This is a genomic window from Sphingobium lignivorans (assembly GCF_014203955.1).
Taxonomy (GTDB): Bacteria; Pseudomonadota; Alphaproteobacteria; order Sphingomonadales; family Sphingomonadaceae; genus Sphingobium; species Sphingobium lignivorans.
The window spans coordinates 15,177-29,379 of record NZ_JACHKA010000001.1; the positions used below are offsets into that span (position 1 = coordinate 15,177).

14 protein-coding genes are annotated in these 14,203 nt (G+C 65.4%); 8 read left to right on the top strand and 6 right to left on the bottom strand.

Annotation, left to right across the window (positions count from 1 at the left end; genetic code table 11):
• Window positions 1-5 precede the first annotated feature (5 nt).
• Window positions 6-401, bottom strand: a complete 396-nt coding sequence (locus HNP60_RS00080; RefSeq protein ID WP_184148675.1) for an acyl-CoA thioesterase — start codon at window positions 399-401, stop codon at window positions 6-8.
• A gap of 106 nt (window positions 402-507) precedes the next feature.
• Between HNP60_RS00080 and mutM the strand changes: the two genes are divergently transcribed.
• The gene (mutM, locus tag HNP60_RS00085; protein ID WP_184051850.1) at window positions 508-1,317 is read left to right on the top strand and encodes a bifunctional DNA-formamidopyrimidine glycosylase/DNA-(apurinic or apyrimidinic site) lyase; all 810 of its coding nucleotides are present in this window, start codon (window positions 508-510) and stop codon (window positions 1,315-1,317) included.
• A 53-nt stretch (window positions 1,318-1,370) separates the two neighbouring features.
• The gene (locus HNP60_RS00090) at window positions 1,371-1,997 is read left to right on the top strand and encodes a Pr6Pr family membrane protein (protein ID WP_184051848.1); all 627 of its coding nucleotides are present in this window, start codon (window positions 1,371-1,373) and stop codon (window positions 1,995-1,997) included.
• Between the two features lie 46 nt (window positions 1,998-2,043).
• On the opposite strand, the gene HNP60_RS00095 is transcribed toward HNP60_RS00090, so the two are convergent.
• Window positions 2,044-3,825 (bottom strand): aminopeptidase P family protein, encoded by a 1,782-nt coding sequence (locus tag HNP60_RS00095; protein WP_184148678.1) that lies wholly within the window; start codon window positions 3,823-3,825, stop codon window positions 2,044-2,046.
• 292 nt (window positions 3,826-4,117) lie between these two features.
• Here HNP60_RS00095 and HNP60_RS00100 point away from each other — a divergent pair, with 292 nt between their 5' ends.
• The 3 genes from HNP60_RS00100 (at window position 4,118) to HNP60_RS00110 (ending at window position 8,563) form a co-directional block, all read left to right on the top strand.
• Window positions 4,118-4,579 (top strand): PAS domain-containing protein, encoded by a 462-nt coding sequence (locus tag HNP60_RS00100; RefSeq protein ID WP_184148692.1) that lies wholly within the window; start codon window positions 4,118-4,120, stop codon window positions 4,577-4,579.
• Window positions 4,580-4,618: 39 nt separating this feature from the next.
• Complete coding sequence (locus HNP60_RS00105) at window positions 4,619-6,394, top strand: SLC13 family permease (protein ID WP_184148695.1); 1,776 nt, start codon at window positions 4,619-4,621, stop codon at window positions 6,392-6,394.
• A gap of 96 nt (window positions 6,395-6,490) precedes the next feature.
• The gene (locus tag HNP60_RS00110) at window positions 6,491-8,563 is read left to right on the top strand and encodes a S9 family peptidase (RefSeq protein WP_184148698.1); all 2,073 of its coding nucleotides are present in this window, start codon (window positions 6,491-6,493) and stop codon (window positions 8,561-8,563) included.
• Window positions 8,564-8,581: 18 nt separating this feature from the next.
• On the opposite strand, the gene HNP60_RS00115 is transcribed toward HNP60_RS00110, so the two are convergent.
• Window positions 8,582-8,842 carry a hypothetical protein gene (locus tag HNP60_RS00115; RefSeq protein WP_184148701.1) on the bottom strand — a complete coding sequence of 87 codons (261 nt, stop codon included), beginning with the start codon at window positions 8,840-8,842 and terminating at the stop codon, window positions 8,582-8,584.
• A gap of 123 nt (window positions 8,843-8,965) precedes the next feature.
• On the opposite strand from HNP60_RS00115, the gene hisN reads away from it, so the two are divergent.
• Window positions 8,966-9,748: a histidinol-phosphatase gene (hisN, locus tag HNP60_RS00120; protein ID WP_184148704.1), complete on the top strand. Its 783-nt coding sequence runs from the start codon at window positions 8,966-8,968 to the stop codon at window positions 9,746-9,748.
• 275 nt (window positions 9,749-10,023) lie between these two features.
• Here hisN and HNP60_RS00125 read toward each other — a convergent pair whose 3' ends face one another.
• Complete coding sequence (locus HNP60_RS00125) at window positions 10,024-10,215, bottom strand: YMGG-like glycine zipper-containing protein (protein ID WP_051003821.1); 192 nt, start codon at window positions 10,213-10,215, stop codon at window positions 10,024-10,026.
• Between the two features lie 85 nt (window positions 10,216-10,300).
• Window positions 10,301-11,599, bottom strand: coding sequence for a dipeptidase (locus HNP60_RS00130; RefSeq protein ID WP_184148707.1), 1,299 nt, complete (start codon window positions 11,597-11,599; stop codon window positions 10,301-10,303).
• On the opposite strand from HNP60_RS00130, the gene HNP60_RS00135 reads away from it, so the two are divergent.
• Window positions 11,598-12,209 (top strand): hypothetical protein, encoded by a 612-nt coding sequence (locus tag HNP60_RS00135; RefSeq protein WP_184148710.1) that lies wholly within the window; start codon window positions 11,598-11,600, stop codon window positions 12,207-12,209. The two genes, HNP60_RS00130 and HNP60_RS00135, sit on opposite strands and share 2 nt — an antisense overlap.
• Window positions 12,210-12,229: 20 nt before the next feature.
• Here HNP60_RS00135 and HNP60_RS00140 read toward each other — a convergent pair whose 3' ends face one another.
• Window positions 12,230-13,069, bottom strand: a complete 840-nt coding sequence (locus HNP60_RS00140) for a diacylglycerol/lipid kinase family protein (RefSeq protein WP_184148713.1) — start codon at window positions 13,067-13,069, stop codon at window positions 12,230-12,232.
• 170 nt (window positions 13,070-13,239) lie between these two features.
• On the opposite strand from HNP60_RS00140, the gene HNP60_RS00145 reads away from it, so the two are divergent.
• Entirely contained in the window at window positions 13,240-14,025 is a 786-nt protein-coding gene (locus HNP60_RS00145; protein WP_184148716.1) for a succinate dehydrogenase iron-sulfur subunit, read from the top strand.
• The last annotated feature ends 178 nt before the right edge of the window (window positions 14,026-14,203 follow it).

Here is a 14,203-nt window from a genome sequence, read left to right on the forward strand (position 1 = left end):
AAGAGTCAGGCCAGGAAGATCTCGGCGAGATCGGCCGGCACGCGCATCAGCCGGCCGGACGCCAGATCGATCATCGCCCAGGTCGTGCGGGCCGTCACGCGAAGCTTCCCGTCCGTGCCGAAGAACTCCGTCACCCGGTCAAAACGCGCGCCGCGGGGCGGGCCGTCGATTTGCGTGACGGCTTCGACCGTTTCGCCCTGCCGCACATTGCCGCGATAATCGATCTCGTGCCGGGTCACGACCCAGGCGACGCGCTGCTGCACGTCCATCGGGGCGAGGGCTTCCCAGTGGTGCGTCGCGACGATCTCCATCCACCGGACCCAGACGGCATTGTTGACGTGCCCCATCACATCGATGTCTTCGGGCTGCGCAACGAACGTCATTCTGAAAGCCGTGCTCATGGACTGTTCCTAAAGCTTCGCGGCCGACAGACATACACAAAAGGCCACTGCATGGCTGCGTGACTGTCGCTGGCGCTGCCCGGCTCCGGCGCGTAAGGAAGCGCTCATGCCCGAACTGCCTGAAGTCGAGACAACGGTTGCCGGCCTGCGGGCCGTGCTCCAGGACGCGGAACTCATCGAGGTCGAAACGCGCCGGGCGGACATGCGGTTTCCCTTCCCGGAGGACCTGCGCCAGCGGCTCACCGGCGCCCGGGTGACCGCGCTCGGCCGCCGCGCTAAATATGGGCTGATCGACACCGATCGGGGTGACACGATGATCTTTCACCTCGGCATGTCCGGCCGCTGGCGGATCGATCCGCCGGAGATCGGCAAGCATGATCATCTCCTCCTCGGGACCGCCCGGCACCGGCTGGCCCTGCACGATCCGCGCCGGTTCGGCTTCGTCCAGCTCACGGAGCGCTCGGCCCTGGCAACCTTCCCGGCCTTCGTCGCGCTCGGGCCGGAACCCCTCGGCGAGGCCTTCGACGCCGATTATCTGGCGGCGGCCTTGATGGGCCGCGCCGCGCCGATCAAGGCGATGCTGCTCGATCAGCGGATCGTTGCGGGACTCGGCAACATCTATGTGTGCGAGGCGCTCAACATGGCGGGCATCGCGCCGACCCGGGCGGCCGGGCGCATCGGCAAGGCGCGGCTGGCACGATTGGTCGACGCCATTCGCGACGTGCTCCAGGCAGCCATCGCCGCCGGCGGCTCCACCCTGCGCGATTATGCGCGACCGGATGGCGAGCTGGGCTATTTCGCTAAGGACTGGCGCGTCTACGGGCGAGAGGGCCTTGCCTGCGTCTGTGGCGGCATCGTGAGACGACGACTCGATTCCGGCCGGTCGACCTTCTATTGTGCGGCTTGCCAGCGATAGGCCGGCTACGGCAGATCGACAAAATGGTTATGGGGCAGGGAGAGGGAACAGCCATGATGAGATGGCCTGCAACAGCGCGGCTGGCTGCAATGCTGGTGGCACTCGTCGCCCTGTCCGGCCTGTGGATACAGTTCACCGTCTCGCTCGCGAAGACGGGGTCGCCGCAGGCGGCTTTGTGGACCATGGCGGGCTTCTTCACGATCATCGGAAACAGCATCGCGGCTCTGCTCTTCCTGGCCGTAGCGCTGCTGGGCGCCAGCGCGGCGCGGCCCGGCGCGCTTGGCGGCATCACGCTGATCACTGGCCTGATCGGCGTCGTCTACACCCTGATGCTGCGCCGCACGGAGCATCTGGTCGGTGCGGGGCAGTTGGCGAATGCGCTCCTGCATTATGTGATGCCGCTGCTTGTCGCGGCTTACTGGCTGGCCTTTGCGCCCAAGGGAGAGCTCAACCGGATGCATCCGCTGGTCTGGATGATCATCCCTCTGGCTTATTTTCCTTATGCGCTCGTCCGGGCGACAAGCGATGGTCGCTATGCCTATCCGTTCATCGACGTGACCAGTCTCGGCTGGCCGCATGTCATCGTGAACGCGCTCGTCATCGCGGTCGCCTATCTGCTGGCCGGCCTCCTGCTCGTCTGGCTGGACCGGATGATGGCCCCCCGGCCGCCATCCGCCTGACGGTCTCTCGCGGGTTTTTGCGCGGCCGGGCATTCCCGGCGACCGATCACAGCGGCGCGCACGCCCTTTCCAGCCAGGCCTTCGCCTCTCCTTCGAGCTGCGGACCGATGATCGCGAGCGTGCGGGCGTGATAATCGTCGACCCATTGCCGTTCCGCGGGTGTCAGCATCTCGGTGACGATGAGGCTGCGGTCGATCGGCGTGTGGCTCAGCGTTTCAAAGCCGTAGAAGGGCTTTTCCGCGCCGGGGATGTCCGCATCCACCACCAGCACGAGATTCTCGATGCGGATGCCGTAGGCGCCGGTGACATAATAGCCGGGCTCGTTGGAGAAGATCATGCCGGGAAGGATCGGCTCGTCGGTGCCTGCGCCGAACGTGCCGATGCGCTGGGGGCCTTCGTGGACTGAAAGGAAGCTGCCCACGCCATGGCCGGTGCCGTGCGCATAATCGAGCCCTTCCGCCCACAGGAACTGGCGGGCCAGCACGTCGAGCTGGTTGCCGCGCGTGCCAGCCGGGAACTTGACGCTCGCCAGCGCGATGTGCCCCTTGAGCACCAGCGTGAAGTTGTGCCGCATCTCCTCGGTGGGCGTGCCGATGGCCATGGTGCGGGTGATGTCCGTCGTGCCTTCGCGATACTGGCCGCCGGAATCGACGAGAAAGAGCGTGCCCGGTTCGACCGGACGATTGGTCGCCTCGCTGGCCTTGTAATGGACGATCGCGCCATTGGGGCCGGAGCCCGAGATGGTGTCGAAGCTGAGGTCGACCGCGCCCATCTCCTCGCGATAGCGCTGGAGCTGGTCGGACGCGCTGATCTCCGTCTGCCGCCCGGTCGGCCCCTCGATCGAGAGCCAGTGCAGGAACTTCGCCATCGCCGCGCCGTCCAGCGCCTGCGCTTTCTTCTGCCCGGCGATCTCGACCTCGTTCTTGATCGCTTTCGGCAGGATCGAGGGGTCCCGCACGGCACGGACGCTGGCACCCGCCTTGTCCAGCGTTTCGAAGATGGCGGCCACGGCCCGGTCGGGGTCCACCGCGACGGTCCTGCCGCCCAGGGCCATCAGCGCCTGCGTGAATTCGCTCCTGTCGCGCAGCGTGACCGCGTTGCCGAGATGCGCCTGCACATCGGCATCGATCTTCTCCGGCGCCACGAACAGTTCTGCCCGTCCGTCCGCATGCACCAGGGCATAAGCGAGCGCGACCGGTGTCCGCGCGACATCGGTGCCACGGATATTGAAGGTCCATGCAATGGAATCGAGCGCGGTGAGCACCGTCGCGTCGACATCCTCGTCCTTCATCCAGTCGATCATCTCGGCACGCTTCGCGGCGCTGCTCTTGCCGGTATAGGCATCTGCCTGCGCGATCAGGCGCGCCTTGCTCGGCTCCGGCTGGTCATCCCAGACAGCGTCCACGGGGTTGGCGGAGACCGGCACCAGCGTGGCGCCCCTCTTCGCCAGCGCCTTCCCGGCGTCCTGCACCCAGCGGCGCGTATGGAGCCAGGGATCATAACCGATGCGTGCGCCAGCCGGCGCATGTTCGGAAAGCCAGGCGGCGATGCTGGTCTGCGGCACGCTCTGATATTGCCATTGCCGTCCATCGACCTGGTCGCGCACTTGCAGCGTATAACGGCCATCGACGAAGATGGCGGCATCCTCGGGCAGCACGACGGCGCTGCCCGCGGAACCCAGGAAGCCGGTCAGCCAGGCCAGTCGCTGCGCATAGGCGCCGACATATTCCGAGAGATACTCGTCCGTGAGCGGCACGACGAAGCCATCGAGCGACTGTCGCGCGAGCTGATCCCGCAGGGCTTTCAACCGGTCTTCATGAGTGGACATCGCAGCTATCCTGTCTTCAATTCGGTCCCCGAAAAAGGGCCATTCGACGCGGTTTCTTGTCGAGACTCGGGGGTCGGGCGGGCGCCCTATCAGGCAACGAGCCCTAACCGCTTGTTAAGCTGCTGATCAATAGGCTAGGGCTGATCGACCTTCAGATGATGGCGTGACGAAAATGCTGGTTTTCCGGGACCCGGCGCGCGGCGTACTCAGGTACGTGAGCACCGCAAGCCCGGGAAAGCGCCATTTGCAGCCCGCCCGCGCTGAACGTCGATTAGCCCTAGGCCAGCATCGAATGACCGCAGTCAGTTCTCCGCCCCATCCGCTCACGCATAGCTGGCCTCTCTTCGAGGCACCGCGTCGCCTGCCGCCCTGCGCTCTGGGCGCGCCGGTTCGGTCCGGGCGGCACCGGCAGCGGGAGGAAACCGTGGGCCTGTGGAGTTGCCGGCTGAGCGACGACAGTCTGTGCTGGTCGCCCGCCGTTCACGATCTCTTCGGTCTGCCTCGGGACGAGATCATCCCCCGGCCGCTCGCGGTCTCGCTGTATCTGCCCGACTCGCGCCGCGCGATGGAAGGGCTGCGGCGTCATGCGATTGACCATCAGCGGGGCTTCACGGCCGATTGCCGCATCCGCCGCCCGAATGGCGATGTTCGCTGGATGCGCCTCACCGCCATCCCTGTCCTTTGCCAGGGCCGGGTGGTGCGCCTCGCCGGGACGAAACAGGATGTGACGGTCGATTATGACGGGCCAGGTTGAACGGCAGATGCCTCATCGAAACAGCGGGACGGAACGGCCATGACTCCTGATGCCCTGTTCGCCGTCCTGGAGCCCTACAAGCCGTGGATCGGCATCGTCATCCTTGTCGGGCTGTTCGCTGCCTTCATTCGTGAACGTTATCCTCCCACGGTGATCGTGGTGCTGGGCGTCTGCGCCTTCCTCGCCACCGGCCTTCTGGACAGCGCTTCACTGCTGCAGTCCTTCGCCAATCCCGCTCCGATCACCATCGCATCGATGTTCGTGCTGTCGGCGGCCCTGATGCGCACCGGCACGCTCGATCTCATCGGCAACTGGATCGTCGCGCGCGCGCGGCAGCATCCCATCAGGGCGATCGTGGAGCTGATTCTGGGCCTGTTTGCCGCAGCGGCCTTCATGAACAACACGCCCGTCGTGGTCATCATGATCCCGATCGTGCTGCGCCTTGCCGCCGCCATCGATGTCTCGGCCAAGAAGCTGCTCATTCCCCTCTCCTATCTCGCTATGCTGAGCGGCACGCTCACCCTTGTCGGAACATCGACCAATCTTCTGGTCGACGGCGTGGCGCGTGATCTCGGGATGGCGCCCTTCGGGATATTCGAGATCACGCCGGTGGGCATCGTGGTCGCGCTGGTCGGCACGCTCGCCTTGTTCGTGCTGGGGCAGTTCCTGCTCCCCGGCGGGGACGTGGCGCCCTATCACAGCGATGGCGACCGGATGTTTCTGAGCGAAGTGCGCATCCCGCGCGACAGTCCGCTGATCGGGAAGGCCGCAGGGCAGATCGGCGCCCTCAAGCGCGCGCGGGTGATCGCGATCCATCGGGGCGGGCAGCGCGAGGAAGATCCCGATCGGCCCCTGATGGCGGGTGATCGCATCACCATCCGCGCCAAGCTGGCCGACCTGATGACCTTGCGGAGCGAGAAGGACATCGAGTTGGGCTTCTCGATCGTCGGCGGCGCGCAGGCCGATGCGCCGGTGGTGGTCGAGGCCATCATCGCGCCGGGGCATCCGAGCATCGGCGCCCTGATGCGGGATATTCCGTTTCTCAGCGCACAGCCTGTCCGCTTGCTTGGAATCACGCGGCATCGCCACGATCCGGGGCCAAGCCTGACGGAAAGCCGCATTCGCGCCGCCGACACCGTGCTCGTCACCGGCTCAGCGGAAGCCATGAACGCCCTGCGCGAGAACCCCAATCTCATCGGGGTCGAGGAAACGGAAGGGGTCGCTTTCCGGCCCACCAAGGCGCCTGTCGCCATCGGCGCGCTCGCTGCCGCCGTCGTGCTATCCGCGCTCGGGCTGGTGCCCATCATGATCGCGGGATTAATGGCTGTCGGCGTCGTTCTTGCCGCGCGCTGCATCGATGGCGACGAGGCCTGGGCTTCGATCAACGGCGACGTCCTCGTCCTGATCTACGGCATGTTGTGCGTGGGCACTGCGCTCGAGCGGGCCGGGAGCATCCGTCTGCTGGTGGACCAGCTGACGCCTTTCCTGAAGGATCTCAGCCCCGTCATGCTGCTGTTCGTCATCTATACCTGCACGAGCCTGTTGACCGAGGCGATCAGCAACAATGCCGTCGCCGTCATCATGACGCCACTCGTCATAGGGCTCGGGACCGGGCTGGGGGTGGATCCGAGACCTCTTGTCGTCGCGGTGATGTTCGCGGCGTCGGCCAGCTTCGCGACGCCGATCAGCTACCAGACCAACACGATGGTCTATGCCGCGGGCGGCTATCGCTTCGCCGATTTCATCAGGATCGGCCTGCCCATGAATTTTGTGGTTGGCCTGACCACCTGCCTGGCGCTGACATTCTTCTATTGAACGGCGGCGGCCATGTGTCCCGCCGGACCGATCCCCGCCCAAGGGGCCCCGGCAAACACCATTGAGCCCGCGGGACGGGACGCCTATCTGCGTTTCATGAACGACATCCCCCGGCCGCCGATCGCGGCGCAACACCCCCATCAGACCATCCATCATGGCCGCACCCTTGAGGACCCCTGGGCATGGCTGCGCGATCCCGGCTATCCGGACGTCACCGACCCGGCGGTGCTCGACTATCTCAAGGCCGAGAACGCCTATTTCGAGAGCCATATGGCCGCGAAGAAGCCGATGGTCGACGCGCTGTTCGCGGAGATGAAGGCGCGCATCAAGGAAGAGGATCGCTCGGTCCCGCAGAAGGATGGCGCCTATGTCTACTGGAGCAGTTTCGAGACTGGCGAGCAGTATCGCCGGCACTGGCGCCGCCGGGTGGGCGCGCCCGAGGATGGTTCAGCCGACGAACTGATCGTGGATGAGCCCGCGATGGCCGCCGGCAAGGATTATTTTCGGCTGGGCGGCGTGGCGATTTCCAACGATGACCGGCTCCTGGCTTATGCCGTCGATGACAGCGGCGCGGAACGCTACACCGTGCGCATCAAGGATCTTGCGACCGGCGAGATCCTGCCGGACGTCATTCCGGACGTGCTGTCCGCGCTGGTCTGGACGCAGGATGATAGTGGCCTCGTCTATGCCCCGGCCAATGCCCAGTGGCGCACGGATCGCGCGATGCTCCATCGCCTCGGCACGGGCGCGCAGGAGGATGTGCTTCTCTATCACGAAAAGGACGAGGGCTTCCGGGTCTCGGTCGGCCTTTCGGCTGCGGAGGACTGGATCATCATCGCCACCGGCGATCATGTGACCAGCGAAGTGCGGCTCCTGCCCGCAGCGGACCCGCAGGCGGCACCCGTCCTCGTCTCGGCGCGGGTGCCGGAGCGGGAATATGATGTCGATGTGCACGGGGAGTGGCTCTACATCCGCACCAATGACACGCATCCCAACTTCCGGCTGGTACGCGCGCCTCTCGCTGCGCCGGATCGCTGGGAAGAAGTGCTGCCGCCTTCCGACCATTTCTATCTGACGGACGTCAGCCTCTTTCGTGACTTCTACGTGACGGAAGGCCGGAAGAACGGCCTCGACCAGATCGAGATCCGCGATTACGCGACGCATGCCGCGCGCCGCATCGACTTTCCCGAGGCGAGCTATGTCGCCGGGCTCGATGACAATCCGGAATATCATGTCACCAAGCTGCGCATCAGCTATGAGTCCATGGTCACGCCGGACACGGTCCTCGATTACAGCCTGGCGGACGGACATCGCGAGATCCTGAAGGTCCAGGAGATTCCCTCGGGCTTCGATCCCGCGCTTTATACGACGGACCGCCTGCTCATCCCGGCCCGCGATGGAACGTCGATCCCCGTCTCCATCCTCCATCGCCGGGATTTCCCGATGGATGGCTCGCGCCCCCTCTATCTCTACGGATATGGCGCTTATGGCATCGCCATCGAGCCGGGGTTCGGAACCACGCGCCTGAGCCTTGTCGATCGCGGCTTCGCCTTTGCGATCGCGCATATTCGCGGCGGCGATGACCTCGGCCAGCAATGGTACAAGGACGGCAAGCTCGAGAAGCGCACCAACACGTTCAACGATTTCGTTGATGTGGCAAAGGGCCTCATCGCACAGGGCTACACGTCAGCCGGGCGCATCGCGACGTCGGGCGGGTCGGCGGGCGGTGAGCTCATGGGCGCGATCGTGAACAGCGATCCCGAGCTGTGGGGCGCCGTCGTCGCGCATGTGCCCTTCGTGGACGTGCTCAACACCATGCTGGACGAAACGCTGCCGTTGACGCCGGGCGAATGGCCCGAATGGGGCAATCCCATCGAGGACGCCGCTGCTTATGACCTGATCGCCAGCTATTCGCCCTATGACAATGTGAAACCGCAGGCCTATCCGCCGATGCTGGTGACGGCCGGCCTGAACGATCCGCGCGTAACTTATTGGGAGCCCGCGAAATGGGTGGCGAGGCTGCGCGCGACCAAGACGGACGACCATCTGCTGCTGCTCAAGACCAACATGGAAGCCGGCCATGGCGGCAAGTCCGGCCGGTGGGAATCGCTGCGCGAGACCGCGGAGGAGTTTGCCTTCATTCTCTGGCAGTTGGGTGTGGACGCCTGAGTCCCGCGACGCGCCCTCTCAGAGCCAGGAGGGCCAGGGGAGAAGGAGCGGCGTCGCCAGGATCAGTGCGAGCGCGAGCAGAAAGCGTCGCTTGCCGGGGATGTCCAGAATGCCCGCGAGGAGGCCGTTCTGCGGTGCCCACAGAAAGGGGCAGGCGAGAACGGCGAGAGCGGCAAGGCCCGGCGCCAGCACCTCTGCCCCCGCGAGGCGCTTGTCGGCGCCCAGCGCAAGGCTGGAAAGCGTGAAGATGATCGTCAGCAGCCATGACAGCTGGCGCATAGGAATTCCCCGGGTCTGCTCAGGCGAAGAACGGATACGCGGGGGCGAGCTTTAGGCAGATCAGGCTGGAACCGGGATGCATAGGGCATGGCCTCGCAGCCCGAATCGGGCTAGGCGCAGGCCATGTCCCTCACCGATGACCTCGCTCTCGCCCAGGCCCTGGCTGACGCCGCCGGTGCCGCCATCCGCCCCTTCTTCCGCGCGCCATACGAAATCGAGGCGAAAACGGATGCCTCGCCCGTCACCGAGGCGGATCGGGCCGCGGAACAGGCGATGCGGCGGCTGATCGAGGCGGAACGCCCGCGCGACGGCATCATCGGGGAGGAGTTCGGCGCCGTCCGTGAAGCCGCCAGCCGGCAATGGGTGCTTGATCCGATCGACGGCACGCGCAGCTTCATCGCGGGCCGGCCGATCTTCGGCACGCTCATCGCGCTCATGCAGGACGGCTGGCCCGTGCTTGGCATCATCGACCAGCCGATCAGCGGCGAACGCTGGGTTGGCGCCGTCGGGCATGGCACACGCCTCAATGGCGAGCCGGTCACCACGCGCTCATGCCGCGCGCTCGACCAGGCAATTCTCGCCACCACCGGCCCGCAATATTTCCCGGGACACAGCGCCGAGCATTTCTCTGTTCTCGGCGGCCAGTGCCGGGACACCATCTGGGGCGGCGATTGCTATAATTACGCGCTTCTTGCCACCGGCCATGTGGACATCGTGGTTGAGGCGGGGCTGAAGCTCCATGATATCGCCGCGCTCATTCCCGTGGTGGAAGGGGCTGGCGGACAGATGTGCGACTGGCGCGGGGAACCCCTCACCCAGGATTGCGAAGGCGACGTGATCGCTCTCGGCGACCCGGCGCGCCTCGATGATGTCATCGAGGCGCTTTCGCACCACCCATCCCACTGATCGCCCCACCAGCCCGGGGAGTCGTCGACCGGGCCAACCAATGGCGGTTCAGTGCAAGCAGCAGTGCCCGGGCCGCTGGCGCACAGCGCCGTGCCTTGTTGCGGAGCGACCGATCCTGTCATGCTCGGGCAGGAACCGGTGATTCGCCCGCGTAATCCATCCGGCATCATTGCCCAAAGCCCGCAGGTTGGGCGAGTCCATTCGGATATGGAAGGTCCAGGAACAGGACGGCAAGATCTCAAGGCTTCATCCGTGAATCGTCTCGCCTTGAGTCATCAATCGTCGATGACGGTGCCTACGACGGCGCCCGCCGCGCCGCCGACAGCAGCGCCCTTGCCGACATTATTGCCGGTCACGGCAGCGGTACCCGCGCCGGCCGCCGCACCGATGCCCGCGCCCCGCAGGGTCGAGCAACCGCTCACGACGAGTGCGCCAGCCATGGTCAGCAGGATGCAGACCTGTTTCATCACGTCCTCCATCAGATAAACTGTTGATTGGAGAACGCATTGTCCCTGTTCACGTTCCCGCATGGGGGCGTCGGGGAGGCTGGCCTCAGCGTTCGTCCAACGCCTTGAGCGTCGCTGTGGCCGGCGGGTCATTCGCCATGGAGGCGGCCACTTTCTCGGCCTGCGCCATCACGCGGAGCATGTTGCCCCCGACGAGCTTCGCGATGTTCTCGTCGCTCCATCCGCGCTTCATCAATTCCAGCAGCAGGGGCGGGTAGCTTTCCACGCCATCCATGCCCTCCGGCAGCGCGGGCAAGCCGTCATAGTCGCCCCCGAGGCCGACATGATCGTGGCCGGCCACCTTGGCGATATGATCGATATGGTCGGCGACCATCTGGACGGTCACCTTGGGTTCCGGATTGGCCCTGAGCCAGTCATCCATGGCCGCCTTGGCCCGATCCGGCTGGCCGATATAGAGGCCCCCGAAGGGCGGCTGGTTGTAGAGCGCCTGTTGGGCCCCCTGTTCCGCACCCCACACGCGGCGCGGCTCGGAAATATAGTTGGGCGCGAAGGCCACCATCACGATGCCGCCGTTTTCCGCCACTTTCCTGAGCACGGTGTCGGAGACGTTGCGCGGATGGTCGCAAAGGGCTCGCGCGCTCGAATGGGAGAAGATGACCGGCGCCTTGCTGGCCGCGATCGCGTCCAGCATGGTCGCCTCGCTCACATGGGAGAGGTCCACCAGCATGTTCAGCCTGTTCATCTCGCGGACCAGCGCGATGCCGAATGGTGTCAGTCCGTCATGCTGCGGGTTGTCGGTCGCGCTGTCGGCCCAGCTGATGGTCCGGCTATGCGTCAGCGTGAGATAGCCCACGCCCAGTTCTGCATAAGCGCGCAGCACGGAGAAGCTCTCGTCGATCTGGCCGCCGCCTTCCGCGCCCATCAGCGAAGCGACCTTGCCCGCCTTGTGGGCCGCGCGCACCTCCGCCGCCGTCCGCGCAAGCGCGAAGTCCTGCGGGTAGCGGCGCACGATCGCTTTCACCAGGTCGATCTGCTCGAGCGTCTTCTTGACCTGTTCCAGCGGCGGAAGATTGGCCGAGACATAGACCGACCAGAACTGGCCGCCGACCATCCCCTGCCGCAGCCTGCCGATGTCGGTATCGTAGGCGACCGGATCGAGCTGCCGGAGATCTAGCGTCCAGCGCTTGTCTCCCGCCTCGCTCACCAGCGTCCCGGGCCAGTCATTATGGCCGTCGATCAGCGGCGTTGCCTTCAATATCTTCTGCAGGCGGGGCCAGTTGGGATCGCTCGGGTCGGCCGGCGCCGCCATCGCGGCAGAAGAGGCGACGAGCGCACCGGCGGTGGCCAGCAGGGCGGCGGCGAGGGAAAGAGGGTTCCTGAACATGGCGGCATTAGAGCAGGACCGCCGAAAGCTGGAAAGCCAAAAGCGCGGCAGGCGGAGAATGGCTTTCGTCCCGATAACCATTGCCGGCAGCATTTCGTTCGCCAGCATCGGGCGAGAGATGTCACCCGATGGGAAACTCAATCTGATGCACCAGATCGCAAGCCTGATCGAAGACCATGACCTCATGGAGGCGCTGGCCGACCGGCTGATCGCCATGGCGCGCCCCGGTCAGGGCGAGGCGGCGCTGTGCCATGCCTTGCTGACCGATCTGGCCCAACGGCATGCCTCCCACCAGGCGGTGGAGATGGAATTCCTCCGGGTCGACCGCTGCCGCCCGGCCTCCCCCTTCGACCGGGAAGTCGCCTTGTTCGAAGCCCAGTTCAGCACGCTGGACGAAAGCTGGAGCGATTATCTTAAGCGCTGGAGTGTGAAGGCGATCGGGTCGGATCGACTGGCGTTCTGCAGCGAGACCATGGACATGATGACGGCTCTCAAGCTGCGCTTTGCCTGCGAGAACGAGCTGCTCTATCCGCTTGCGCTGGAGGCCGGTCGCATTGCCTGCACGCCGGCGCCGCTACATTCGTCACTGCCGCGCCGCCTGGAACTCTGAAGGCCCAGGGCTCTTTCCGTTCAGCGCCAGGCGTGCCGCCCAAGGATGGAATGGAAGCGGACGGATGATTGCTCGCAGGCGAGGTCCAGCGGAACGGGCGCCTTGTCCTGTTCCCCGTCCACCAGCAGATCGAGATGCTCGCTCGATGAGACCAGCTTCAGTGCGGGCGCGACGTCGACGATCTCGGCGGGGCCATCGCGAAAGTCGCCCTTGAGCCAGGCGAGGCCGTGGCGAAGCAAGTCGCCGGCATCCCCGACCATGACGCCATAGGCATGGAGGCCATCGCCCCACGGCTCCACATAGATGGCGGGATAGCGTTCTTCCCGCCCGTCCACATTGACGCCCGGTGCCTCGAATGTCGCGTTAAGCGCGCGTGGCACCGTCTCGCTGAGCGAAGCGAGATCGCGATTGCGCAGATCCTCGCGGACTTCCCCCCAGAGCGCGGTCGGGCCGGCAATGATGCCGCAATAAGCGGTGAGGGTGCCGGCGCGGATCATGGGCACGGTCATCGCCTTGCCTTTGCCGGCGAGCCAGGCCTCGACGATCTCCCGGGGCGTATGATGCCCGTGCAGCGCATGGGCGAGGAGATTCATCGTCCCGCCGGGCAGGATGAGCAACGTGCCTTCCCAGCCCGCGAGCCTGTCCGCCGCCGTGCTGACGGTCCCGTCACCGGTGAGCATGACGATGAGGTCGAGCGCCTGCGCCGTCGCTTCCGCCGCGTCGGGCAGGTCCTCTTTCCCCAGCAGGACTGTCCGGTCGATCGGCTTTCCGGCCTTCTCGAACAAGGCCAGCAATTCGGTCACCAGCGCGGGGTTGAAGCTGCCGCTGCGCTCGTTGGCGACGAAGAGGCTGCGAATCATGACGTCGGATACCACATGCAGGCATGAGGTGGCCCGCGCGAAACCACAAATCAATGGCTTCTGCGGCGCAACGCCTTCCTCGGCCCTTGAGCCCCGCGGACCGACGCGCTAGGACGCGCCCACGTCCGCGCCGCGGCCCGCCGCGCGCCCTGCCAGGGATTCATCGAGCAATGGCCGAATTCTCACTTCCCGCCAACAGCGTCGTGCGCAAGAGCGGTAAGGTTCACAAGGCACCGGAAGGCGCTTCGAACGTCAAGACTTTCAAGGTCTATCGCTACGATCCGGACAGCGGCGAGAATCCCCGTTACGATCGCTTCGAGATCGATCTGGACGATTGCGGCCCGATGGTGCTGGACGCGCTCATCAAGATGAAGGGCGAGCAGGACAGCTCCCTCACCTTCCGCCGCTCCTGCCGGGAAGGCATTTGCGGGTCCTGTTCGATGAACATCAACGGCCGGAACGGCCTCGCCTGCACGACCGCGATCGAGGACTGCAAGGGCGAGGTGCAGATCACGCCCCTTCCGCACATGGACGTCATCAAGGACCTCGTCCCGGATTTCACGCACTTCTACGCGCAATATGCCTCGATCCAGCCCTGGCTGAAGACGGTGACGCCGCCGCCGAGCGGCAAGGAGCGGCTGCAGAGCCCCGAGGATCGCGAGAAGCTGGACGGGCTTTACGAATGCATCCTGTGTGCATGCTGTTCCACGAGCTGCCCCAGCTACTGGTGGAATTCCGACCGGTTCCTGGGGCCCGCCATCCTGCTGCAGGCCTATCGCTGGCTTGCGGACAGCCGGGACGAATATACCGGTGAGCGCCTGGACGATCTGGAAGATCCCTTCCGGCTCTATCGGTGCCATACCATCATGAATTGCGCGAATGTGTGTCCCAAGGGGCTCAACCCGGCGCGCGCCATCGCCGAGACCAAGAAGATGCTCGTCGAGCGCGCTGTCTGACGTCGCATTCCTTCGCGGCTGGCTCTGCCGGTCGTGTATTTGGGGCCCTTGGGCGCGGAATGGGGCTCTAAGCTGCTGTAAAAATATGCATATGGGGGCGGGTCGCACCTGCCCCCGTTTACAATCTGGTTAACCCACGTTAACCATCCGCCCCGGGTCGCCGACGGGGAAAAAACCC

What these genes read in the sequence shown, in the direction of transcription:
- HNP60_RS00100 (WP_184148692.1), top strand. Translation starts at nt 4,118, where the DNA reads ATGACCGCAGTCAGTTCTCCGCCCCATCCGCTCACGCATAGCTGGCCT.
- HNP60_RS00110 (WP_184148698.1), top strand. Translation starts at nt 6,491, where the DNA reads ATGAACGACATCCCCCGGCCGCCGATCGCGGCGCAACACCCCCATCAG.
- HNP60_RS00105 (WP_184148695.1), top strand. Translation starts at nt 4,619, where the DNA reads ATGACTCCTGATGCCCTGTTCGCCGTCCTGGAGCCCTACAAGCCGTGG.
- HNP60_RS00140 (WP_184148713.1), bottom strand. Translation starts at nt 13,069, where the DNA reads ATGATTCGCAGCCTCTTCGTCGCCAACGAGCGCAGCGGCAGCTTCAAC.
- HNP60_RS00130 (WP_184148707.1), bottom strand. Translation starts at nt 11,599, where the DNA reads ATGTTCAGGAACCCTCTTTCCCTCGCCGCCGCCCTGCTGGCCACCGCC.
- HNP60_RS00145 (WP_184148716.1), top strand. Translation starts at nt 13,240, where the DNA reads ATGGCCGAATTCTCACTTCCCGCCAACAGCGTCGTGCGCAAGAGCGGT.
- mutM (WP_184051850.1), top strand. Translation starts at nt 508, where the DNA reads ATGCCCGAACTGCCTGAAGTCGAGACAACGGTTGCCGGCCTGCGGGCC.
- HNP60_RS00125 (WP_051003821.1), bottom strand. Translation starts at nt 10,215, where the DNA reads ATGAAACAGGTCTGCATCCTGCTGACCATGGCTGGCGCACTCGTCGTG.
- HNP60_RS00115 (WP_184148701.1), bottom strand. Translation starts at nt 8,842, where the DNA reads ATGCGCCAGCTGTCATGGCTGCTGACGATCATCTTCACGCTTTCCAGC.
- HNP60_RS00135 (WP_184148710.1), top strand. Translation starts at nt 11,598, where the DNA reads ATGGCGGCATTAGAGCAGGACCGCCGAAAGCTGGAAAGCCAAAAGCGC.
- hisN (WP_184148704.1), top strand. Translation starts at nt 8,966, where the DNA reads ATGTCCCTCACCGATGACCTCGCTCTCGCCCAGGCCCTGGCTGACGCC.
- HNP60_RS00095 (WP_184148678.1), bottom strand. Translation starts at nt 3,825, where the DNA reads ATGTCCACTCATGAAGACCGGTTGAAAGCCCTGCGGGATCAGCTCGCG.
- HNP60_RS00090 (WP_184051848.1), top strand. Translation starts at nt 1,371, where the DNA reads ATGATGAGATGGCCTGCAACAGCGCGGCTGGCTGCAATGCTGGTGGCA.
- HNP60_RS00080 (WP_184148675.1), bottom strand. Translation starts at nt 401, where the DNA reads ATGAGCACGGCTTTCAGAATGACGTTCGTTGCGCAGCCCGAAGACATC.